The organism is Paenibacillus bouchesdurhonensis, assembly GCF_900155685.1.
GTDB classification, from domain to species: domain Bacteria; phylum Bacillota; class Bacilli; order Paenibacillales; family Paenibacillaceae; genus Fontibacillus; species Fontibacillus bouchesdurhonensis.
In genome coordinates this window covers 829,421-852,409 of sequence record NZ_LT732548.1, presented here as the reverse complement: position 1 = coordinate 852,409, position 22,989 = coordinate 829,421, and the positions used below count along the sequence as shown (strand labels likewise).

The window sequence follows — 22,989 nt, the reverse complement described above, 5'->3', positions numbered from 1 at the left end:
CATATTCAAATTTAATTATAAATCTAAGCAACTTGTTCAGTATACCAAGGGGAAGAACATATGTCAAACCCTTTCCACGAATCGTGGAGCGGTATTATCTGAATGCAGCTGCGTTTACGCGAGCGCTTGGTCCCATCGTGGAAGATACCGCGATGTTCTTCAAGTAAATACCTTTGGCAGCAGCCGGTTTAGCCCGGTTCAATGCATCAACGAGAGCCTGAAGGTTCTCATTCAATTGCTCGGCGCTGAAAGAAACCTTGCCGATTGGCGCATGAATTTGGCCTGCTTTATCCAAACGGTATTCGATTTTACCCGCTTTGATTTCTTGAACCGCTTTAGCTACGTCAAACGTAACTGTGCCGGCTTTAGGGTTAGGCATAAGGCCTTTACCACCGAGCAAGCGTCCCAATTTACCAACTTCACTCATCATGTCTGGTGTCGCTACGCAGACGTCGAAGTCGAACCAGCCTTGTTGAATTTTGTTGATCATGTCTTGATCGCCAACGAAGTCCGCTCCAGCCGCTTCCGCTTCTTTTGCTTTCTCACCTTTGGCAAATACCAATACGCGTTGCGTTTTACCTGTGCCGTGAGGCAGGACAACGATACCGCGAACGGCTTGGTCTTGTTTACGAGGGTCAACACCCAAACGAACTGCTACTTCGACAGTTTCATCGAACTTAGCGCTTGCAGCCTTTTTCACCAATTCAACGGCTTCTGAAGGCTCATATGTTGCTTCGCTGTCAATCAGCTTAGCAGCTTCAAGGTATTTTTTACCGTGTTTAGCCATGAAAATATTCCTCCTTGTGTGGTGTTAGCGGAAATTCCTCCCACTGGGGATGAAAATGTATATTAAACAATTCGTAATATATATTTCCATCCAGATGGATTTTATAAATGTGCTTTGCCTATTTATAAAACTCCATCAATCTTTGATTAACAAGCTGCCCGAGGCTGACTTATTAATCAAGAGCAACTTTCGCTGCTCGGCCGCCCCAAGAATTAGTCTTGGATAGCGATACCCATACTGCGAGCAGTACCTTCGACCATGCGCATAGCCGCCTCAACAGAAGCTGCGTTCAGGTCTTGCATTTTTTGCTCCGCGATTTGACGAACTGCATCACGTTTCACGGTAGCTACTTTTTTCTTATTCGGTTCACCGGAACCCTTCTCAACTTTCGCAGCAACGCGAAGCAGAACGGCAGCTGGCGGAGTCTTAGTGATGAAAGTAAAAGAACGGTCTTCAAACACCGAGATTTCAACCGGAATAATCAAACCTGCTTGATCGGCAGTACGTGCGTTAAACTCTTTACAGAATGCCATGATGTTGACACCTGCTTGACCCAGCGCCGGACCTACCGGAGGTGCAGGATTCGCTTTCCCCGCAGGAATTTGCAGTTTTACCATTTTGATAACCTTTTTTGCCATGTAAAACACCTCCTTGCCCTAATAGTGGTAGACGGGAATTTCTCCCCTCCCACATGAAGCCTAAGAAACCTATATTTTCTCCACTTGAGTGTAATCCAGTTCAAGCGGGGTTTCTCGTCCAAACATGTTGACGTGAACCTTCAGCTTACTCTTGTCGACGAGAATTTCTTCAATCGATCCGACAAAATTAGCAAACGGGCCAACTTTGATACGCACGGATTCTTTGACCTCGAAATCGATGACCGGTTTCGGCTCTTCGATACCCATATGCCGCAAAATCTGATCTACCTCTTCAGGCAGAAGCGCAGTTGGTTTCGAACCCGATCCTGTCGAGCCAACGAATCCGGTAACCCCTGGCGTGTTGCGCACAACATACCAAGAATCATCGGTCTGGATCATTTCCACCAAGACATATCCGGGGTAAACTTTACGCATAACGGTCTTCTTCTTACCGTCTTTGTTCACCACTTCTTCTTCCATAGGAACAAGCACGCGGAATATCTTGTCTTCCATGCCCATCGATTCAACGCGTTTCTCCAAATTGGCTTTGACCTTGTTCTCATACCCAGAATAGGTATGTACTACATACCATCTTTTCTCCATATCAAGCCACCTAAGGACCCTTCTTAAATTATCGCTTCGATCACAGCGGAGATGCCGATATCAAGTACCCAAAAATAAATCGCGACTACTACAATTGTACCGAGGACAATCATCGTATAATTGGTCAGCTCTTTACGATTAGGCCAGCGAACCTTTTTAAGCTCAGCCCAGCTTTCAGAGAAAAAAGAGAACAACGATTTAAAACTTCGTTTCATACGCGACTACACCTCCAAAGACTATCTGGTTTCGCGATGAGGAACTTGCTCGTTACAAAACTTGCAAAATTTCTTCATCTCCATGCGGTCGGGGTGGTTACGCTTGTTCTTTGTCGTTGTATAGTTTCTTTGTTTGCAATTCGTACAAGCTAACGTAATAATTACCCGCATGATGTGCACCTCCCGAAGACCTTCATCAAATTGAGAAGTCTCTTAATTGAACCTAAACATCCAAAAAACGCAAATTTAGGCCTACCTAAAACACTTTATCATAAGGCCATATCCATGTCAACGAGACTTCGAGCTTCTCTTTATTTGATTATTAACAGTATAACACATCGCTTTCCAAGATAAACCCTTGTCAGCACTTATCATGTTAATTGCCTCCGGAATTCATAGCAGGATGACACCCTCGGATTTGTTATATTTTTCAACACGTAAAAAGAACGACTATAGCCATAGTCGTCTTTGCACTAGCTACTCTATTCAGATTGTCTTGCATCTCCGACACAAACACTTACATAGCTCCGTCACGAACTTCCAAGTATCTTTCCAATTTGCGTTTCACCCGCTGCAAAGCGTTGTCAATCGACTTAACATGACGATCTAAATCAACGGCAATTTCTTGATACGAACGTCCATCCAAATACAACATCAATACTTTGCGTTCCAAATCGCTTAGAATTTCCGACATTTTATCTTCCAAACCGACGAATTCTTCCTGGTTAATGATCAATTCTTCCGGATCACATACCTGGGAACCACAAATGACATCCAACAACGTCCGATCCGAATCTTCATCATAGATCGGCTTGTCCAAAGATACATACGAATTCAGCGGAATGTGCTTCTGCCGCGTTGCCGTCTTGATCGCCGTAATAATCTGCCGAGTGATGCATAACTCGGCGAATGCTTTGAACGATGCAAGCTTATCCCCCCGAAAGTCCCGGATGGCCTTATATAGGCCAATCATCCCTTCCTGGATAATATCCTCCCGGTCAGCGCCAATCAGAAAATAGGATCTGGCCTTTGCACGCACGAAGCTCCGGTACTTGTTAATCAAGTACTCCAGCGCTTCACTGTCGCCTTCGCGGACCGCTTCGACAATGTCTTCGTCACTTTGGATCTCATAGTCAAACCTAACCCACGTCTCGAGATTGACACTCACCACAAATCCCTCCGGCTGCAACGCACGGTGCCCCGTCACTTCAGTCAAGTAATACGATCAGTATATATGATGGCGCATACCAGCGTCAACCATAAAGGTACCAAAAGATGTAAAGTCGAACTTTGTCAAGAGCATTTGGAAGGATAACGAATTTTGTCCGTTCATTCCCTACGCCAACGTTCAAACATCATGCGCACCTCTGGGCTAAGCTTGGCATCTATACTATTTCGACTTGATTTGGAGCTGCGTTCGGCAATTTTCGATTGGATTTCTCTCTCATTCTCCTCGACCTGGTTCAGCAATTCTCGCGCCGAAACCCGAAGTGCTCCTTGTCCAAATATCACATGCTGCTCTACGGTATCGCTAGTAGCGACATAGATTTGCCTGCGCCGATGCGTTAGTTCGCGAACCAAGCGCTCGATGCATTCATCCGCCGTTTCTTTCTCTTTCGTAAAATGAACCTCGACCTGGCTCTGGTTAAAAGACTTCCCAAGACCAGGTACGCGATAAGCATCGAAAACCACGATTACTTTTCTTCCGGAGAAGGCCTGATGATTGGCCAGCCTTTCCAACAGCCGGTCGCGGGCCTCTTGCATTCCCACCTTGGACAGTGCGGCAAGCTCAGGCCATCCGCCAATCATGTTATAGCCGTCAACCAGAAGAACGTCGCGCATTTCGCGCATGCTGCCGCCGCTTATTCTTCGGTGCGGCGTTTGCGCAGCACTTCGTACATAATAACGCCCGCCGCGACCGAAGCGTTCAGGGAATTAAGCTGGCCCGCCATAGGCAGCTTCAACAATACATCGCATTTCTCGCGAACGAGCCGCCCCATTCCCTTGTTCTCATTGCCGATCACAATAGCGACCGCACCGGTAAGCACTTGGCCGGAATCATACATTTCCTGCTGAGCATCTACATCCGTACCAACAATCCAGACACCCGACTCCTTCAGTTGTTCCATCGTTTGAGCCAAATTCGTCACTCTGGCTACAGGCACGTATTCCACGGCTCCGGCAGACGTCTTCGATACCGTGGCTGTTATGGACGCCGAACGGCGCTTAGGGATAATCACCCCGTGTACACCCGTGCATTCCGCTGTACGCAAAATAGAGCCTAAATTATGCGGATCCTCGATTTCATCCAGAATAAGCAGGAAGGGCGGCTCTCCACGCTCCTCCGCCTTTTTCAGAAGATCGTCCACCTCCGCATAAGCGTAAGGAGCAACCTGAGCGACGACACCTTGATGCTGAAGACCAGGCGCCATTTGATCCAGTTTGCGCTTATCGACGAATTGTACGATAATTCCGTGCTTTTTGGCTTCAGCGATAATCGGCTGGGTCAAATGCTTTTGGGCGCCTTCCGCAACCCATATTTTATTCATTGTCCGACCGGCACGCATCGCTTCCAACAGCGAATGCTTCCCGCCGATCCATTCTTGATCGTCCATACGATATCCTCCCGGGGATTTCGAGCAAAAACGCTCCTTATCCCTTGTTGTTATATAACTTCATCGTTATCCTTTATCCTGTTCCAGCAGCGCAAAGCCCTGTAAAATAAGTCCACGGAGGCGATCATGCTCCCCTGTGTAATACAGATAGCCGATTAAACTTTCAAAGGCCGTCGCATGACGGTACTCGAGCACATTCGCATTCTTGGGGGTCGTCCCGGATTTTGCATTCCGTCCTTGCCTTACCACGTCCTGCTCCTGCTCCGTAAGCTGCGGTTCGATGAGCGCAAGCATTCGGGATTGCGCCTTGGCAGAGACGAACTTCGTTGCCTGAATATGCAAATGGTGCGGGCGAAGGTTGGGCCGGGCTATCACATGCTGGCGAACAGCCACCTCAAATACGGCATCGCCAATGTAGGCCAGCGCCAGCGGGGGCAGCAGTCTCGCGGGCTTAGAAGGCCGCTCCGGGAACCAGAGAGGGGCCAGAGCAGCGCCCGGCGCCGCTTCCAGCCCGCCTGCGCCTTCTACATCCGAGAGCGGCTCAGGCTTATCAGTCTGGTCAGACGCCTCTTTCTGCACTTCATCACGCACCTTATCGTTCACCTCTTCGCGTCCGCTCATTTCCGCCGCCATCTCATCCCCTGCGGCGTATCTTCAAGAATGATTCCTTTGTCGACAAGAAGATCGCGAATTTCATCGGCCCGTGCCCAGTTCTTCGCTTTGCGCGCCTCCGTCCGTTCGACTATCAACGCTTCTACGTCCCCGTCAAGCAGTTCCGCGTCTTCCTCTTTCGCAATGCGCAGCACACTGTTCATTTCGGAGAAGAGCTTCTGAGCCGCTTCCAGGTCGGCTCTGCTAACGATCGGGCGCTGGAGCAGCGAGTTCACTTCATTCACCCATTCAAACACCGCAGTAATGGCATCCGGCGTATTGAAGTCATCCTGCATCTTCGCATGGAAGGTCAGCCAAATTTCGCGCAGCTTCGCCTCCCACTCGGGAGTCACTTCATCAGGTGCTGCCGATGCGCTTTCCAAGCGGTGGCGCAAATTGCTCAAGGTATTGGCGATGCGTTCCACGCTCCGTTCGGCCTGCTCCATGATCTTCTCCGAGAAATTAAGCGGGTTGCGGTAATGCGTTGACAGCATGAAATAACGAATGGCCTCGCATTTATATTCGGCACGAAGATCCTTCACAAGTACGCCGTTGCCGAGCGATTTCGACATTTTTTCGCCATCGATATTAATATAACCATTATGCATCCAATAGCTCGCAAGCGGTTTGCCCGTCGCTGCCTCGGACTGGGCAATTTCGCATTCGTGATGCGGGAACTGCAAGTCCTGTCCCCCGCCGTGGATATCAAGCGTTTCCCCGAGCAGTTGGCGCGCCATCGCCGAGCATTCGATATGCCAGCCGGGTCTGCCCTCTCCCCAAGGACTTGCCCAGTGAATCTCCCCCGGTTTCGCCGCTTTCCAAAGCACGAAATCTTCCGGGTGTTCCTTGCGTTCATCGACGTCAATTCGAATGCCGAATTGCAGCTCCGAAATATTCTGACCCGACAGCTTGCCGTATTCCTGGAACTTTTTCGTCCGGAAGAAAACATCTCCACCGCTGGCGTAAGCAAAGCCCTTTTCTTCCAGATCCTTGATGAAATCAATAATAATCTCCATGCTGTCCGTTACGCGCGGATTAGCTGTTGCCCGTGGTATATCCAGCCCATCCAAATCCTCGTAGTACGCTTTGATAAACATTTCGGCTACTTCAGGCACTGTGGTATTCATTTCCTCGGCTTTACGGATCAGTTTGTCATCGACATCGGTGAAATTGACCACATAGTTGACTTCATATTTCTGATTCTCCAAATAGCTCCTGACCACATCAAAAAAGATCATCGGACGCGCATTTCCAATATGGATATAACCGTATACGGTTGGGCCGCACACATAAATATTGGCCTTTCCCGGTGTTTGGCTCACAAAGGTCTCTTTCATCCGGGTTAATGTGTTATATATTTGCAGTGCCATACTCACGTTCCTTTCGCCACTGTTAATATTATTACTTACTCTCCGTCACCTGCTCCTGACGCATTTGCTGCTTCAATTCGGAAATTTCAGACTGCATTTCTTCGAGCTGGAGCTGCAACGCCTTCATCGAGTCGATCACTGGATCCGGAAGCTGATGGCTAAGCCGATCAAGCGGCTTCCCGCGCAGCCGCACCACTTTGCCCGGAATTCCAACTACCGTGCTTTGCGGCGGAACCTCCTTCAGCACAACGGAATTGGCCCCGATATTCGACTGATCTCCTATTTTAAACGAACCGAGAATTTTGGCTCCAGAACCGATGACGACATTGTTGCCGATAGTCGGATGACGCTTGCCCTTCTCTTTTCCGCTTCCACCTAGGGTAACTCCTTGATAGATAACCACATCATCCCCTATTTCGCAAGTTTCCCCAATGACTACACCCATCCCGTGGTCAATGAATAACCGGTTGCCGATCCGCGCTCCTGGATGAATTTCGATCCCTGTAAAAAAACGGCTGGTCTGCGAAATGACTCTGGCGATCGTAAACCACCGCCGACGATAGAAAGCATGCGCCATCCGGTGGTTCCATATCGCATGCAGCCCGGAATAGGTGAAGATTACCTCGAACCAGCTTCTCGCGGCCGGGTCGTTATCAAATACGGCTTGAATGTCAGATTTCATCCTTTTGAACATCATGCTTCCCCTCTTTTCTCTTCCGGTCTCTCGTTCTGGCTAAAATAAAATAAAGGCGCCCCTGCAGCCTTCGCTGCAGAGACGCCTTAAGCGCGGTTCCACTCTGCTTCGGATGGAATCAGAACTCCCTTAACCCTGCCTACAAACAGCAGCGGCCTTCAAGCTCCTCCGTCCCTCATGGCGTCCTTAACGGGGACGACGCGGCTAAAGTCTACCCGCGCGTATGCCGCGCGCTCAACTTCACTGCTCCCGGGCGCATTTCCGAAGCATGTATTGAGATAACTTCCACCCCAGTGCCGCCGTCGGCTCCTCGGTTATCCTCTCTGGACAATACAATAGTCTCACGTACTTCTCCCGATCCAAGCATTTCAAACTATGAAGGTAATTCAAAAAGACAACTTTTGATTACTCTGTCTATATATTACCCGAAAGGCGCCAAAACTGACAACATTTGATTTGCCTTCTTGTAAAGGAACCTGCTACTTGCTGGTTCCCGCCTATGCGCCGCGAATTTGTGCCTTGAGCCGATCGGTCGTGCGATCCCGGCCAAGCAAATAAATCGTCTGATTCAAGTCACGGCCATGCGTCTGGCCCGTTAGGGCGACACGGATCGGCATAAATAGATTTTTGCCTTTATGTCCGGTCTCTTTCTGCACCTCCTTGATCAGTGCAGCAATATTCTCGGCCGTATAATCCGCTAGTCCCTCCACCTTAGCGAGGAATGCGCTGAGCACTTCCGGCACTTGCTCCCCGGATAGTACGGCAGCCGCTTCCGCGTCCATTTCCAGATGTGTACGGAAGAACAGATCCGACAACTCCACGATATCCGAGGCTGCGGTCATTTGCTCCTGATACAGGGCAACCAGCGCCTTGGCCCAAGCCTCCTGCTCCGGCGTAAGCTCTGCCGGCAGCCGGGCAGCCTTCTGCAGATGCGGAATAGCCAGCCGGGCAATCTTATCGGAATCGGAATGCTTAATGTAATGGTTGTTCAAGTGAGCCAGTTTATGCTTGTCAAACACAGCCGGACTGCGGGACAACCGCTTCGTATCGAAGATCGAGATTAATTCCTCCTTGGAGAAAATCTCTTCCTCACCCTCAGGCGACCAGCCAAGCAAGGTAATAAAGTTGAACATCGCTTCAGGCAAGTAGCCCAGTTGATCGTATTGCTCGATGAATTGAATGACCGATTCGTCGCGCTTGCTCAGCTTCTTGTGATTCTCGCCGACGATCAATGTCATATGGCCGAACACCGGCGGCTCCCAGCCAAACGCCTCATAAATCATTAATTGGCGAGGCGTGTTGGATACATGATCCTCTCCGCGGAGCACATGAGTGATCTTCATCAGATGGTCATCAAGCACCACCGCAAAATTGTAAGTTGGAATGCCGTCTTTTTTCACAATGACAAAGTCACCGCTTGTCTCGGATTGAAACGTAATCTGCCCTTTGACCAAATCATCGAATGTATACGTGCGGCTCTCCGGCACACGGAAGCGGATGCTTGCTTGACGTCCTTCCGCTTCGAATGCAGCGCACTGCTCCGGCGTCAAATCGCGGTGTTTGCCGGAATAACGCGGCGTCTCTCCGCGGGCAATCTGTTCCTCGCGCTCCTGCTCTAGCTCCTCTTCGGTGCAATAGCAGCGATAAGCCAGTCCTTTATCAAGGAGCTCCTGCCAGTATTTACGGTATAGATCAAGCCGCTCCGTCTGGCGATACGGGCCATACTCCCCACCCACATCAATGCTCTCGTCCCAATCGATGCCAAGCCATTTCAAATAAGTTAGCTGGTTCTCTTCTCCGCCAGCGACATTGCGCTTCACGTCAGTATCCTCGATTCGAATAATCAGTTTGCCCCCGTGGTGTCTCGCAAACAAATAATTGAATAGCGCGGTTCTCGCATTGCCGATATGTAAATGTCCCGTTGGACTCGGGGCATAGCGCACACGAACCTCCGTCATAACCAATCCCCTCCTGGAATGAATAAGCGAATCCAATCTTCAAAAATGATTTTAAGATGATACCATATCTTTCGTCAGGCATACAACACACAAAGTCGTAATTCCTTCCCCCCGGCCGTTGAACCCAAGCTGCTCCGTCGTGCTTGCCTTAACATTCACCTGGCTTGGATCAGCCTGAAGCGCCCCGGCGATGACTTCGACCATTTGTGGGATATACGGGGCCATCTTAGGCCGTTGTGCTATAATCGTCGCATCCAGATTGCCAAGACGATAGCCGCGTTCTACGGCCATAGCCCATACCTGTTGAAGAAGCTTCAAACTGTCCGCATCTTTGAATGCCGGATCCGTATCGGGGAAATGCCTGCCGATATCCCCGAGTCCCAATGCGCCAAGCACCGCGTCCGTTACCGCATGCAGCAGTACATCGGCATCGGAATGTCCGAGCAGTCCCTTCTCAAAAGGGATCGTGACACCGCCGATAATGCACGGTCTGCCTTCAACGAGCTGATGCACGTCAAACCCTTGTCCAATTCTAATCATGCGTTATTCTCTCCCCTTAGCTTCCTTGTGTCCACGGATAAACTCGGCGTAATCCAAATCGTCAGGCGTAGTTATCTTGATGTTGCTATAAGCTCCCTCTACTACGCGAACAGAGACGCCAAGACGCTCCACAAGCATCGAGTCGTCCGTGCCCACAAATCCATCCCGCTCAGCTTGCTCATGGGCCTGCATGAGATCTGAACGACAAAAGGCCTGCGGCGTCTGAATGGCCCACAGACTGCGGCGATCCGGCGTAGCGGTCACCCAGCCCTGCTCATCCACCTGTTTGACCGTATCCTTCACCGGAACGGCCAGCACGGATGCCCCATGCGCTATAGCCGCTTCATAGCAGGATGTCACCTGCTCTTCCGTGACAAAAGGGCGGACGCCGTCATGCACCAGTACCCAAGTTGAGCTCATTTGAAGCAGCCCTTGGTATACGGAGTGCTGACGCTCGGCGCCGCCCGGAATGACTTTGATTGAAGTTGTAATCCCGTACTCATCGATCCACGCTCTGGCCCGTTCCACATCCTGCTCACCGGTAACCAGCACGATCTCGGTAATTAGAGGATGGCGGTCAAACACCTCTAGCGTGTGAATGACGATGGGCTTGTCTTGCAGCATGAGATACTGCTTGCTCTCCTTCGTACCCATGCGCGTACCGCGGCCAGCGGCCACGATAACGACACCAGCGCTGGCGCTGTTAGCTTGTACCACTCTATTTCCCTGCCTCATCCGTTGGAATTGCGTGCGTTGACGCATGTATTCCCATCATAACGCTTTTACTGGGCTTTTTCCAACAGTTTCGGTTTGGCGAAGATCATCCGGCCAGCTGAAGTCTGAAGAACGCTCGTGACAAGCACCTCGGTAATGGTGCCGATATAATCCCGGCCTCCTTCAACGACGATCATGGTGCCGTCATCCAAATAGGCAACCCCCTGACCATGCTCCTTGCCGTCCTTAATGACCTGAACCATAATCTCTTCTCCCGGCAATACAACCGGCTTAACAGCATTCGCTAGATCGTTAATATTGAGTACGGACACACCCTGCAGCTCGCAAACCTTGTTCAAGTTGAAATCATTCGTAACGACTTTACCCTGCAGTACCTTTGCCAGCTTGACCAGCTTGCTGTCCACCTCGGAAATTTCCTCAAAGTCCCCTTCGTAGATCATCACTTTGACATCGAGTTCTTTCTGGATTTTATTCAAAATATCCAGTCCCCGCCGCCCGCGATTGCGTTTGAGCAAATCCGAAGAATCGGCGATATGCTGCAGCTCCTCCAGTACGAACTCGGGAATGACGATCGTCCCTTCGATAAACCCCGTCTTGCAAATGTCAGCGATTCGCCCATCGATAATGACGCTCGTATCGAGAATCTTATGCTCCTCCAGCTTGCGTTCTTCCCCTTGTCCAGCGGTTCCCCATTTGCCCGATTTCCAGAACGAGGACAGCTCTTCCTTCTTCGCTAGACCCACTCTCAGCCCCATGTAGCCTAACAGGGCCGATATCGCAAACTGTGCGAAGCTCTCCATAGAACCAAGCAAGGACAAGACAGGGTAGACCATTAAAGAAAGTAGTAGTCCTGCAGTTAACCCGGCCGCACCGGCCATCATTTCACTCATAGGTATTTCGGTGATCGCTTCAATCCACCGTCTTATTCTCGCAGATGCGACATCCGCAACAAGGGAGAACATGAATACGCACAAAATAGCCCCGACCGCCGCCAACAGCAAATGCGACATCAGAGGGCTCATTCCGCCGAGCCAAGCGCGCAAAGGCTGTGGAAATAGACCGATCAGACCGTCCATCGTATACCCGAGCCATGCACCGCTCAAAGCGGACATGATCATTAACCATCTTTTTACCATGTCCCTCTTCACCTCCAAATAAAGTATGTTCTTTATCCAGTATGATCCAATTTATGGAGGCGTAATCTTCGGCGGCAAAAAAATTAATTGGGTACATGCATGGGCACATGCAGCTTACCCGTTGTTCCCTATTCAGCCCTTGCCAGCATCTCATTCCATTCTGTCTTATAAAGGCTCCGTCTAAGGTGTGTATGCCAGACTCATATGCTGTTAGGGGGCTTGATGTGCCACGAAGGGCGTATATCAGACTCATATGCTACCAAGGCGCGTTAATGGGCCACTGAAGGTGTGTATGCCAGGCTAGGCTGCTGTCACTACTAAGGTGATTGATGTTCGCTAAATGGATTTCATGTATCTATTTATGCTCAAAACGAATATTTCAGCGGATTAAATGGGTTTGATGATCTTAAAATCAAGAATCCCCCTAAAATAGACTATTTCTCTTCTTCTAACGACATGAAATCCATTTAATTCTATAACCCTTCCTTGCCGCAGAAATTAACTACAATAAATCCATTTACATTAGGATGAACGTGCAAAATAGGTGCAGGGCAAGTACGTAAATTTTTCCTGCATTCCTATTTCTTCTAGACTTGTTGAAACACCTCTATCCGCTGCATGTGGTCGACCAACCGCCATCATGCAGCGGAGCTGCGCGCGGTGCTCTCAGAGCATGGAGCCTCTCACCAAACGTATAGTTATATCCCTACAGCATACCGACACCCCATGAGGAATTAGCTGACACAGATCCCCTTTTATTGCAACACAGTGAGATTTTCTGGCCGATTTCGAGGCCTGTATCGAAATGTTAGTTTTGCACAATACCCGCTACTACGGCAATTCCGGCTTGATATCAGGGGAAAATGTGGCATATAATGAACTCAATTCATAATATTTGAGGTGGATGGAAAAATGAGCGCTCAAAGCCTTCAATCTTTTCAAGAACAAGTTTCCGATTTGTTACTCCGTCACCGCAGTTTACTCGACGTCCTATCTAAAATGGGACAAACTAACGCGTCCGTCGTCCGCTCCGTCACGAAGTCTGTGACTGAATGCGGTTGCATTGAGCTTCACGCCACGAAGCAACAATTTGAACCCGGCACTGATTTACTGCAAGCGAAGGAAACCATTCGCAAGCATGTTCAAGGAGAACTGTGCGAGAACTGCCGGGATGCAATCACCAATGAGTTGGGGCGTAATCTCTTCTATATGTCAGCACTCTGCAATTTGCTTGAGATCGACATGGATGAAGTCGTCAGACGTGAATCACAGAAATGCTCCACTTTGGGATTGTTTAACCTGTCATAAATAAGGATTTCATACCCGCCCCCTCCCTACCTAGGGAGGGGCTCAAGGGTTTGTGCCCCTGGATTCCCCTGCAGGAGGAACCGCGACGCTCCTGCACGCTGCTCCCTCCGCGGATGCGCTTCAGGTTGTGCGCGGGACGCTTTCCCTCCTCGGGATGCGCTATACAAGAAAAAAAGCATGGACGCCGCAACCGGCAGCCATGCTTTTAATTTTTTAAATCAACGGTTATGGTAAGCCTCCTCGGCCTCGTCTTCATCCGCTTGCTTGCTGCGGCCGAGCAGTCTGTCGAAGTTCTGTTTGAGACCATATGCGGCGTAGATAACTAGCGGAACGAAGATCATTTTGGATAATTCCTCGGGGAAAAAGACAGCAACCACTACAGCTATCAGCACAACAAGCGGCGCCAGGGCTACTCCCTTCTTTGGAAGACCAATCTTCTTAAAGTTCGGATACCTTACGGAGCTGACCATCAAGTAGGAAACAAGAAGAATGCCGCAAATAAAATATGGTGCCGTGATGTTTTTATGAAACAATGAAAGCGTAGCAATGACTCCACCTGCTGCTGGGATCGGGAGGCCGATGAAATATCCGGGTATTCCCTTCTGTACATTAAACCGGGCTAATCTCAGTGCTCCGCACATGGGGAATATAGCCGTGACGGCCCACGCGATTCCAGGATGGATGCCGCTGAATGCAATGGAATACATCAGTAGTGCCGGAGCAACGCCAAATGATATGATATCCGATAAAGAGTCCAGTTCCTTGCCAAATTCACTTTGAGCGTTGAGCGCCCGGGCTACCCGCCCATCCAAGCCGTCGAGCAGCATTGCGACAATGACCATGATCGCGGACATGCTGTATTTCCCGTCGAATGCAAATATAATCGCCAGCATCCCAAGAAATAAATTCCCCAGGGTAAATACATTCGGAAGTGATTTTGTAATCATCTCTTCACCTCGTATAATTTTCCAATAATTTTATTATCGGATAATGAATCGAATTACTTTAATTGCCAAGTAGAGTTAAACCTGCCTTTAGATCTGTCTATCAATAAAAGCCTGTTCCTGCAGTCGCTTCAGCCCTTCTTTAATTGTTCTGGCTCTAACTTCCCCAATGCCATCCACTTCGTCCAACTCGTCAATCGTCGCCATAAGCACCCCTGGAAGCTGCCGGAAACACTCAACTAGATTGTGAATGATAACGTTAGGCAAGCGCGGAATTTTGTTTAATACACGGTAGCCGCGCGGTGAAACTAAATCTTCGGACATGGCGGCAGAGGCCGGATAGCCAAGCAGCTTGGTGATATGGCTCATTTCGAGGAGCTCATCGTCACTGGAGCGCTTCAATCCAAGGATAATTTCACGAATCGCTTCATCGTTATCCTCCTTGGCATAGTCTTTGTATAGAAGCCATGCTTCTTCCTCCATATTGCTAACCAGTTCTTCCATTTGCATACTGATCAATCGTCCCTCGGAGCCAAGTTCGTTAATGAATCGCTTGATCTCCATCTTAATGCGAATAACCATTTCGACCCGCTGGATGACGTTGACGACCTCGGGTACCGTTACCAGCTCTTCAAATTCCGAAGCCGTTAGGTTGGTTAACGCCTGATTCAGGACAGCTCTGTATTTTTCTAGCGTTTGGATCGCTTGATTTGCTTTCGTAAGGATCACACCGATTTCCTTCAGGGAATAGCGGAGAGCGCCCTGATACAAAGTAATGATATTCCGGCGCTGGGAAATCGATACGACAAGCTTGCCCGTCTGCTTCGCTACGCGCTCCGCCGTTCGGTGGCGAATCCCGGTTTCCGAGGAGGATATGGAGGAATCGGGAATGAGCTGCGTATTCGCGTACAGAATTCGCTTGAGATCCTCACTCATAATGATGGCTCCGTCCATTTTTGCCAGCTCGTATAAATAGTTCGGCGAGAAGTCACAGTTAATGGAGAAGCCCCCTTCCACCACTTCCATCACTTCCGGGCTGTACCCTACCACGATTAGTCCACCGGTCTTGGCACGAAGCACATTCTCTAGTCCGTCGCGAAAAGCAGTGCCGGGTGCAACGAGCCTGAGCAAATCATTCATTTTCTCCGCATGGGTATTTTCTTTCATGAAATAAATGCCCCCTAATCTAACGCGACAGCTAGCGCATCTGCAACAGTATTTACACCAATTAATTGTATTCCCGCGGGACTCTGCCAGCCCTTCATGCTTTTCTCCGGCAGAATAACGCGTTTAAAGCCAAGCTTGGCGGCTTCTCTCACTCTCTGCTCCGCCCGAGAGACAGCCCGAACTTCTCCAGTTAGTCCGACCTCTCCAAAGATGACATCATCCGGCTTGGTTGGAACATCGCGAAAACTGGAGGCGATGCTTACGGCGATGGCGAGATCGACAGCCGGCTCATCCAGCTTCACTCCGCCAGCGAGGTTCACATAAGCGTCCTGGTTTTGCAGGAACATGCCCATCCGTTTCTCAAGCACCGCGATAATCAGTCCCATCCGGTGATGATCGACTCCGGTCGCCATCCTTCGCGGCGAAGGGAAGTGCGTCGAGGCGATCAGCGCCTGCAGTTCCACCAGCATCGGACGAGTGCCTTCCATACTCGCCACAACCGTAGACCCCGCTACGCCAAGCGGCCGTTCAGAGAGAAACAGCTCCGACGGGTTGATAACCTCGGTCAAGCCCGATTCATTCATTTCAAATATGCCGATTTCGTTCGTGGAACCAAAACGGTTCTTCACAGCACGAAGCAGCCGGTAAGAATGATGCCTCTCTCCTTCAAAATACAGCACGCAATCCACCATATGCTCCAGCAGACGCGGCCCGGCGATAGCCCCTTCCTTCGTCACATGCCCGACTAGTACTGTGGCGATGCCTCGGCCTTTGGCGATCCGCATGAAGCGTGCGGTACATTCGCGAACCTGGGATACGCTACCCGGCGCACTGGTTACTTCCGGCAGATAGACGGTTTGAATCGAGTCGATGACGAGAAAATTCGGCTGCAGATCATCAATCGCGGCTTCGATGGAATCCATATCGCTCTCACAGAGGACATATAGCTCCTCAGCCAAAGCATCGAGTCTTTCCGCTCTCAGCTTCGTTTGACGGATCGATTCCTCTCCGGATATATACAGGACTTTCAACCCAGCCTTGGCCATTTCATAGGACGTCTGCAGCAGCAGTGTCGATTTGCCGATCCCAGGATCGCCGCCGACGAGCACGAGCGAACCTGGGACGACTCCGCCGCCAAGCACGCGGTTAAGCTCTCCGATTCCTGTAACGATGCGTGGTTCTTTGCCGCTCTCTATATTTATGATGGGAAGCGGCTTTTCTTTCGTATGAAATAGACCAGAGGACATCCCCTGCGTCTTGACAACTTTCTCCGTTTCTTCGACCATAGAGTTCCATGAACCGCAGCCTGGGCATTTTCCATACCATTTCGGCGATTCATATCCGCACTCCGAGCAAAAAAACTTCGTTTTTACTTTAACCATTTCTCTCTCCTTAAAAATCTGCAAAATTTAACAACCTTGCAGCCCGTGAAGGGTAACACTCAAAGTTTACCATTGTTTCAGATTTAACGTAAAGGTTTTTCGGGCGGTTTGCGTAAATATGGGAATAATCACGAAAAGACAGCTTGAGAAACATCTGTTTCCCAAGCTGTCTTGCCTAAATTGCATCACAGCGAGCACTAAGAAAATGCATTAAGCGCTGTGCAGCATAACTTGATATTACTTGGCGCTTTTGGAGAAAGTCCCCGATTTCTTCACGGACAAGCCGCCATTATCCACATCGATCGTCAACGAGTCGCCTTTCTTAACATTACCGGTCAGCAACTCTTCAGACAAGCGATCCTCGATATGCTTCTGAATGGCCCGGCGAAGCGGACGCGCACCGTAGGCTGGATCGAAGCCCTCTGTAGCGAGGAACTCCTTCGCTTCATCTGTCAAGATGAAGTCCACATCGAACTCTTGCAGTCGTTTACGCAGTTCTTCGGCCATCAAGGTTACAATTTCGCCGATATGCGATTTCTCCAGGGAATGGAAGACGATGATTTCATCGATCCGGTTTAGGAACTCTGGACGGAAGCTTTTCTTCAGCTCCTCCATCACTTTGCCCTTCATATTGTCATAATCGGCTCCTGAATCCTCTACCGCAGTGAAGCCAAGGCGCGTATTGCGTCTAATTGCTTCCGCCCCGACGTTCGAGGTAAGAATAATCAAGGTGTTGCGGAAGTCCACTACGCGTCCCTTGGAGTCAGTCAGTCGGCCATCCTCGAGCACTTGCAGCAGGATGTTGAATACCTCCGGGTGAGCCTTCTCGATTTCATCCAGAAGTACGACGGAATAAGGTTTACGGCGCACCTTCTCCGTAAGTTGCCCTCCTTCTTCATACCCGACATATCCGGGAGGGGCACCCACGAGACGTGCAGTGGAATGCTTCTCCATGTACTCCGACATGTCGATGCGAACCACGGCATTCTCATCGCCGAACATCGCTTCGGCGAGTGCACGCGCCAGCTCCGTCTTACCGACCCCTGTAGGGCCGAGGAAGATAAAGGAGCCCATTGGACGCTTTGGATCCTTCAGTCCAGCACGCGCCCGGCGAATGGCCCGGCTGACCGCCTTCACGGCTTCGTCCTGCCCAATGACGCGTTCATGCAGGATTTGCTCCATATTGAGCAATCTTTCCGTTTCTTCTTCCTTCAGCTTGCTCACCGGAATACCGGTCCAGCTGGCTACGACCTGGGCGATATCCTCCGGCGTTACCTCGGAATCGGTACGGCCTTGCTTTTCTTTCCATTGATTCTTCGTGACATCCAGCTCTTCGCGAATTTTCTGTTCTGTATCGCGCAGCGCCGCAGCTTTCTCGAACTCCTGGCTTTGCACCGCGGCATCCTTCTCTTTGCGAATATCCTCAAGACGATTCTCCAGCTGTTTCAGATTAGGCGGCACCGTGTAAGAGTTCAGTCTTACCTTCGAACCCGCTTCATCGATCAAGTCGATCGCTTTATCCGGCAGGAAGCGATCCTGAATATAGCGGTCAGACAGCTTAACTGCCTGTTCAATCGCTTCATCCGTAATTTTCACGCGGTGGTGAGCCTCATAACGGTCGCGAAGTCCATGCAGAATTTGAATGGCTTCATCGACGGAAGGCTGGTCGACTGTAATTGGCTGGAAGCGGCGCTCTAGTGCAGCATCCTTCTCGATGTATTTACGATACTCATCCAATGTCGTTGCCCCGATGCATTGCAGCTCGCCGCGAGCGAGTGCCGGCTTCAGGATATTGGAAGCGTCAATCGCCCCCTCTGCCCCGCCTGCACCGATTAATGTATGCAATTCGTCAATAAACAGAATGATATTCCCGGCTTGACGGATTTCGTCCATTATTTTCTTCAAACGATCCTCAAATTCACCGCGATATTTTGTTCCGGCCACGACAGAACCCATATCAAGCGTCATAACTCTTTTATCACGCAGAGTTTCAGGAATTTCATTATTAATGATTTTCTGGGCCAAGCCCTCGGCAATCGCAGTTTTACCTACACCTGGTTCACCGATCAAGACTGGGTTGTTCTTCGTCCGGCGACTGAGCACCTGAATGACCCGTTCGATTTCTTTGCTTCTGCCAATGACAGGATCCAGGTTGCTCTCTTTGGCTGACTCCGTCAAATCACGAGCCAAGCTATCAAGCGTTGGTGTATTCACATTCGCTGGCGTACCATGGTGGCTTGAAACTGCCTCGCTGCTTCCAAGCAGCTGCAGCACCTGCTGGCGCGCTTTGTTCAAACTGATGCCCAAATTGTTCAGCACTCGCGCAGCAACGCCCTCGCCTTCGCGAATCAGGCCAAGCAAAATATGCTCTGTTCCTACATAAGTATGGCCGAGCTTACGAGCCTCATCCATGGATAGTTCAATGACCTTCTTAGCTCTTGGTGTATATGCAATGTTCGCTGGCTGCTCTTGGCCGCGTCCGATTAAAGTCTCAACTTCATCCTGAATTTTCTCCAGACCGAGGCCGAGGCCGATCAGCGCTTTAGCCGCAATTCCTTCGCCTTCGCGAATCAATCCAAGTAAAATATGCTCTGTTCCAATATTGTTATGTCCAAGCCGTACCGCTTCTTCTTGGGCAAGTGCCAATACTTTCTGGGCACGCTCCGTAAATCTTCCAAACATCATACTCCTACACCTCCATGAATGTTGTTTCTTATTTACCCAATTTCTCTCGAATCAGCTTAGCGCGATACATATCACGTTCGCTCGGAGACATGCTGACCTGGAACTTTTTCTGCAAAAAACCAGGCTGGGTCATGACATTCAATTCATTCAGTACCTGTACAGACAACGTGTCGATCAACCCCAGATCCACGCCGAGTCTGACGTCGGACAGCCGCTGCGCCGCCTCTTTCGAGTCCATAATCCCCGCATATAACAATATGCCATAGGAACGCATGACGCGATCGGTCATCCGCAGGCGAGATTCCGACAGCAATCTCTCTCTGGCCGACTTCTCGTGTTCGATAATTTGCATAACGACACTGTACAAATTTTCAATAATTTCAGATTCGCTTTGTCCCAGTGTAATCTGATTTGAGATTTGAAACAAGTTCCCCGTAGCTTCGCTGCCTTCGCCATAAATTCCGCGAACCGTCAAACCGACTTGGGATACAGCAGATAATATCCGGTTAATTTGCTGAGTCAGCACCAGTGCCGGTAAATGCATCATGACCGAAGCCCTAAGCCCTGTTCCTACATTCGTAGGACAACTGGTGAGAAAGCCGCGGTTATCATCAAAGGCATAATCCACATGCGCTTCAAAAATATCATCCACCGAAGTTGCTTTCTCCCAAGCTTCTTCGATCTGCAGCCCAGGATATAGACATTGGATTCTAAGATGATCCTCCTCATTCGCCATGATGCTTAAGCTTTCGTCTTCACTGATGAATACGGCGCCGCTTCTGGACTCATTGGCTAAGTTGGGGCTGATCAGATGCTTCTCTACGAGCACTTTCTTATCCAGCTCTTCCAAATCCGTGAGCAGTATCGGCGAGAGTTGCCCGAATTGCTGCATCCGCTCGTCTGTCAATACGCTTTCCAGCTGATTCAGTACATCCTCGGACTGCTGGTTGGTGGCCAGCATAGGAAACGGCCTGTTCAGCAAATTTCGCGCAATTCGGACACGGCTGCTAATGACGATTTCGGACTCCTTGCCTCCGCTTCTCATCCATTCGCTAAGCGGTTGTTCTGTAAACCGAAGATTTGCCATCGCACTCTCCTCCTACTCTGCGGAAATGTTCTTCTCAAGCTCGCGAATTTGATCTCGAAGGGCTGCGGCTTCCTCGAATTCTTCTTGATGAATCCGATATTGCAGCTCTTTGCGGAGATCATCGAGCTTACGTTTGACTTGAAGGTGGCTGCCCACTCTTTTAGGGACTTTGCCCACATGTACCGTATTGCCGTGCACTCTTTTGAAGAGAGGGTCAAGACGGTCGTTGAAATATTTATAACAGGAGCTGCATCCAAAGCGTCCAATTTTGCTAAATTGGGAATAGGTCAGCCCGCACTCTTCACAGCGAAGGTTCTCCGGAGCTTTACTGCCCTGAGTATGATTTCCAGGCGTAAAATCCAGCAATCCGGATAGCAGGTTATGGATAGAAAATCCACCTGATGTTCCCGGAATAAGCTCTCCCTTCTCTCTCGCACAGGCTTCGCAGATGTGAAATTCAGTTTTCTCACCGTTCACAATCTTGGTAAAATGCAGTGTTGCAGGTCGTTTGCCGCATTCCTGACATTGCATAGGACGTCCCCTCCCTTACGGATAGACTCATTAACCTAATAGTGAAATCAACATGGCCTTCATAATCCTTGCCCGAAGCTGATCTCGTTCAGGCAATTTAAGCATTAATACTTCTCTGGAAATGGCCGCTCTCATGAGCGCTGCCTCCCGGCTGTTCAAGAATCGGGCTTCCTCCAATTGATATATTAGCCCTTCTGCAGCCGTTTGACCCATCTCATCGCCAATCGTCTGATGGAGATGCGTGTGCAAGCTAGTCGGGCCTGGCAGCTCGATTCGCCGGATTCTGATATAACCACCGCCGCCTCGCTTACTCTCCACCAGGTACCCTTTTTCCAGAGTAAATCTTGTACTGATTACGTAATTGATTTGCGATGGAACACAGGAAAACTCGTCAGCCAAATCATTGCGTTGAATTTCAACGGTTCCTTCAGGACTCTCATGCAAAATACCCTTTAGATATCGTTCGATAATATCGGAGATATTACGCAATTCAACATCCCTCCCCATGCTCAAACGTGAAGCCGACACGAAATGCCGCCTCGTCCGGCAAAGATCCCCGTATAATTCGTTATACGGCTACCGTTTGTTGACTTTGACTTTCTTTGACTTTGACTTTATTATATCACAATTTCATGCTTTGCCAAGAGGTTCCTTATACATTTCAGTGTAACCTGAGGCGGGGAAGTTATTCAAGAATAGGAGGATAACGGGTTTTTTAGAATCATCAGAGTCTGGCAAATGCATTGCAATTGTTATCATAGCCCCATTTTCTTTATTCATAGAGGAAAAACGCGTTGTCTGGATAAGGAAACCGCAGGTCAGGATATCCTATAAAAAAAATAAACGGAGGAGTTCATTTGAGAAAGCTTATTATCGCCGCAGTTGCACTTGCAAATGCAATCCTCGCGCAAACCTGCTTTGCAGTTCCATATGATCAATATACAGCTAAAGGGAACGAGACCTTTTCATCCATCGCCAAGGAATTTCAAGTAGATGTGTCCGAGCTGCAAAAGATCAATTCTCTGGTAGATCCGAAAAATATTTGGAGAGGTTTGTTGATCAGCCTTCCTCACAATCATAAATCGGCGTCTGGTTTAATCCCGGCGAGCGAGGTGTCCCGAACCACTTATAGAATACAAGCTGGCGATACGTTTTGGGATATTGCCCAGAAAAATGGGATTCCGCTTTCCTATTTGCTTGAAGCCAATCCGAGCGTAGAAGATCCTCACTACATTTTCCCCGGTCTAGTGATCAATGTCCCCACCGCTCCACCCTCGATATCCCCGAACGCGAGCTGGGAGGAAAAAGCGGATTACATCATCGCCGTAGCAAAGGACCAGTTTGATGTTCCTTATGTGTGGGGGGCGGAAAAACCGTGGGCCGCATTGGATTGCTCGTCATTCACTCAATACGTATATGGTAGAGCCGGCATCAAGTTGCCCCGTACGTCCAATTGGCAGTATCAATATGGGCGCCATGTTCCAAAAGGCCAATTAAGAAAAGGGGATCTCGTATTTTTTAAAGAACATGGCTCAAAAACAATCACTCACGTCGCGATCTATTTAGGAAACGATTTGATGATTAACGCGGATACGGATCCAAGGGATGGAGTCCAGTTGGAATATATTTTCGGGGATGACTATTATGGTGCCGCCTATGCAGGAGCAAAACGTTACTTCTAGACATGTACAGGATTTCGTCGGTGCGCCGCTTATCTATATCTGGCTTTCTGCCAAGATGCATTATTTTCTCTTTAAAGGACAATAAGGAGATCTGTGCGGTTTACTTACCTATTATGAGAGACGGAACTACCGCAAGGATGAGCCGACCGCCGCCATGCAGCGAAACACCGCGCGGGGGCAGCGCGGGGGGCGGGGAGCTGCGTTCGCCGGTGCAGTGGAAGCTGCGCGCGGCGCGTGGGGGCGGCGCGGGGCGATGGGAGC

General features: G+C 49.7%; 25 protein-coding genes and 1 other annotated feature (1 of these 26 running past the window's edge). Of the genes, 3 read left to right on the top strand and 22 right to left on the bottom strand.

The genetic code is table 11. The features are described 5' to 3' along the window. Window positions 1-14 (bottom strand) — a sequence feature (ribosomal protein L10 leader region) (it extends 140 nt beyond the left edge of the window). Window positions 15-94: 80 nt separating this feature from the next. The 15 genes from rplA to CZ379_RS08160 form a co-directional block, all read right to left on the bottom strand. After that, the gene (gene rplA, locus CZ379_RS08230; RefSeq protein WP_110931206.1) at window positions 95-787 is read right to left on the bottom strand and encodes a 50S ribosomal protein L1; all 693 of its coding nucleotides are present in this window, start codon (window positions 785-787) and stop codon (window positions 95-97) included. A gap of 212 nt (window positions 788-999) precedes the next feature. Then, window positions 1,000-1,425, bottom strand: a complete 426-nt coding sequence (rplK, locus tag CZ379_RS08225) for a 50S ribosomal protein L11 (RefSeq protein WP_110931205.1) — start codon at window positions 1,423-1,425, stop codon at window positions 1,000-1,002. Window positions 1,426-1,494: 69 nt separating this feature from the next. Next, a complete protein-coding gene (gene nusG, locus CZ379_RS08220; RefSeq protein ID WP_110931204.1) occupies window positions 1,495-2,028 on the bottom strand; it encodes a transcription termination/antitermination protein NusG in 534 nt (177 codons plus the stop codon). A gap of 23 nt (window positions 2,029-2,051) precedes the next feature. Then, window positions 2,052-2,243, bottom strand: coding sequence for a preprotein translocase subunit SecE (gene secE / locus CZ379_RS08215; protein ID WP_055105057.1), 192 nt, complete (start codon window positions 2,241-2,243; stop codon window positions 2,052-2,054). Window positions 2,244-2,264: 21 nt separating this feature from the next. Further along, window positions 2,265-2,414, bottom strand: a complete 150-nt coding sequence (gene rpmG, locus CZ379_RS08210) for a 50S ribosomal protein L33 (RefSeq protein ID WP_071784256.1) — start codon at window positions 2,412-2,414, stop codon at window positions 2,265-2,267. Window positions 2,415-2,760: 346 nt separating this feature from the next. After that, on the bottom strand, window positions 2,761-3,414 hold the full coding sequence (gene sigH / locus CZ379_RS08205; protein ID WP_407668607.1) for an RNA polymerase sporulation sigma factor SigH: 654 nt from the start codon (window positions 3,412-3,414) through the stop codon (window positions 2,761-2,763). Between the two features lie 158 nt (window positions 3,415-3,572). After that, a complete protein-coding gene (locus tag CZ379_RS08200; RefSeq protein ID WP_110931203.1) occupies window positions 3,573-4,094 on the bottom strand; it encodes an NYN domain-containing protein in 522 nt (173 codons plus the stop codon). Window positions 4,095-4,105: 11 nt separating this feature from the next. After that, complete coding sequence (gene rlmB / locus CZ379_RS08195; protein ID WP_110931202.1) at window positions 4,106-4,858, bottom strand: 23S rRNA (guanosine(2251)-2'-O)-methyltransferase RlmB; 753 nt, start codon at window positions 4,856-4,858, stop codon at window positions 4,106-4,108. 66 nt (window positions 4,859-4,924) lie between these two features. Then, the gene (locus tag CZ379_RS08190) at window positions 4,925-5,479 is read right to left on the bottom strand and encodes a Mini-ribonuclease 3 (protein WP_110934286.1); all 555 of its coding nucleotides are present in this window, start codon (window positions 5,477-5,479) and stop codon (window positions 4,925-4,927) included. Then, window positions 5,476-6,879: a cysteine--tRNA ligase gene (gene cysS / locus CZ379_RS08185; protein WP_110931201.1), complete on the bottom strand. Its 1,404-nt coding sequence runs from the start codon at window positions 6,877-6,879 to the stop codon at window positions 5,476-5,478. Before cysS ends, CZ379_RS08190 begins: the two co-directional genes overlap by 4 nt. A 31-nt stretch (window positions 6,880-6,910) precedes the next feature. Next, window positions 6,911-7,573, bottom strand: coding sequence for a serine O-acetyltransferase (gene cysE, locus CZ379_RS08180; RefSeq protein WP_110934285.1), 663 nt, complete (start codon window positions 7,571-7,573; stop codon window positions 6,911-6,913). A 497-nt stretch (window positions 7,574-8,070) separates the two neighbouring features. Continuing rightward, window positions 8,071-9,531 carry a glutamate--tRNA ligase gene (gene gltX, locus CZ379_RS08175; protein ID WP_110931200.1) on the bottom strand — a complete coding sequence of 487 codons (1,461 nt, stop codon included), beginning with the start codon at window positions 9,529-9,531 and terminating at the stop codon, window positions 8,071-8,073. 51 nt (window positions 9,532-9,582) lie between these two features. After that, window positions 9,583-10,071, bottom strand: a complete 489-nt coding sequence (gene ispF, locus CZ379_RS08170; RefSeq protein WP_110931199.1) for a 2-C-methyl-D-erythritol 2,4-cyclodiphosphate synthase — start codon at window positions 10,069-10,071, stop codon at window positions 9,583-9,585. A 3-nt stretch (window positions 10,072-10,074) separates the two neighbouring features. Then, a complete protein-coding gene (gene ispD, locus CZ379_RS08165; RefSeq protein WP_110934284.1) occupies window positions 10,075-10,806 on the bottom strand; it encodes a 2-C-methyl-D-erythritol 4-phosphate cytidylyltransferase in 732 nt (243 codons plus the stop codon). Between the two features lie 47 nt (window positions 10,807-10,853). Beyond that, window positions 10,854-11,942, bottom strand: a complete 1,089-nt coding sequence (locus tag CZ379_RS08160) for a PIN/TRAM domain-containing protein (RefSeq protein WP_110931198.1) — start codon at window positions 11,940-11,942, stop codon at window positions 10,854-10,856. 912 nt (window positions 11,943-12,854) lie between these two features. On the opposite strand from CZ379_RS08160, the gene CZ379_RS08155 reads away from it, so the two are divergent. Continuing rightward, entirely contained in the window at window positions 12,855-13,250 is a 396-nt protein-coding gene (locus CZ379_RS08155; RefSeq protein ID WP_110931197.1) for a nucleoside triphosphate pyrophosphohydrolase family protein, read from the top strand. 218 nt (window positions 13,251-13,468) lie between these two features. Here the strand turns inward: CZ379_RS08155 and pssA are convergent, their stop codons facing one another. The 7 genes from pssA to CZ379_RS08120 form a co-directional block, all read right to left on the bottom strand. Then, a complete protein-coding gene (pssA, locus tag CZ379_RS08150) occupies window positions 13,469-14,197 on the bottom strand; it encodes a CDP-diacylglycerol--serine O-phosphatidyltransferase (RefSeq protein WP_110931196.1) in 729 nt (242 codons plus the stop codon). An 87-nt stretch (window positions 14,198-14,284) separates the two neighbouring features. Beyond that, window positions 14,285-15,361 (bottom strand): DNA integrity scanning diadenylate cyclase DisA, encoded by a 1,077-nt coding sequence (gene disA / locus CZ379_RS08145; protein ID WP_110931195.1) that lies wholly within the window; start codon window positions 15,359-15,361, stop codon window positions 14,285-14,287. 14 nt (window positions 15,362-15,375) lie between these two features. Further along, a complete protein-coding gene (gene radA / locus CZ379_RS08140) occupies window positions 15,376-16,743 on the bottom strand; it encodes a DNA repair protein RadA (RefSeq protein WP_110931194.1) in 1,368 nt (455 codons plus the stop codon). A gap of 237 nt (window positions 16,744-16,980) precedes the next feature. Beyond that, a complete protein-coding gene (gene clpC / locus CZ379_RS08135; RefSeq protein ID WP_110931193.1) occupies window positions 16,981-19,428 on the bottom strand; it encodes an ATP-dependent protease ATP-binding subunit ClpC in 2,448 nt (815 codons plus the stop codon). Window positions 19,429-19,456: 28 nt separating this feature from the next. Next, window positions 19,457-20,515 carry a protein-arginine kinase McsB gene (locus tag CZ379_RS08130; protein WP_110931192.1) on the bottom strand — a complete coding sequence of 353 codons (1,059 nt, stop codon included), beginning with the start codon at window positions 20,513-20,515 and terminating at the stop codon, window positions 19,457-19,459. A 12-nt stretch (window positions 20,516-20,527) separates the two neighbouring features. Then, the gene (locus CZ379_RS08125; RefSeq protein WP_110931191.1) at window positions 20,528-21,046 is read right to left on the bottom strand and encodes a protein-arginine kinase activator protein McsA; all 519 of its coding nucleotides are present in this window, start codon (window positions 21,044-21,046) and stop codon (window positions 20,528-20,530) included. 30 nt (window positions 21,047-21,076) lie between these two features. After that, a complete protein-coding gene (locus tag CZ379_RS08120) occupies window positions 21,077-21,535 on the bottom strand; it encodes a CtsR family transcriptional regulator (protein WP_110931190.1) in 459 nt (152 codons plus the stop codon). Between the two features lie 368 nt (window positions 21,536-21,903). Here CZ379_RS08120 and CZ379_RS08115 point away from each other — a divergent pair, with 368 nt between their 5' ends. Further along, window positions 21,904-22,728, top strand: a complete 825-nt coding sequence (locus CZ379_RS08115) for an NlpC/P60 family protein (protein ID WP_110931189.1) — start codon at window positions 21,904-21,906, stop codon at window positions 22,726-22,728. A 20-nt stretch (window positions 22,729-22,748) separates the two neighbouring features. Next, window positions 22,749-22,989 (top strand): hypothetical protein (locus CZ379_RS26610; protein ID WP_234404861.1); only part of this gene is annotated, 241 nt, incomplete at its 3' end.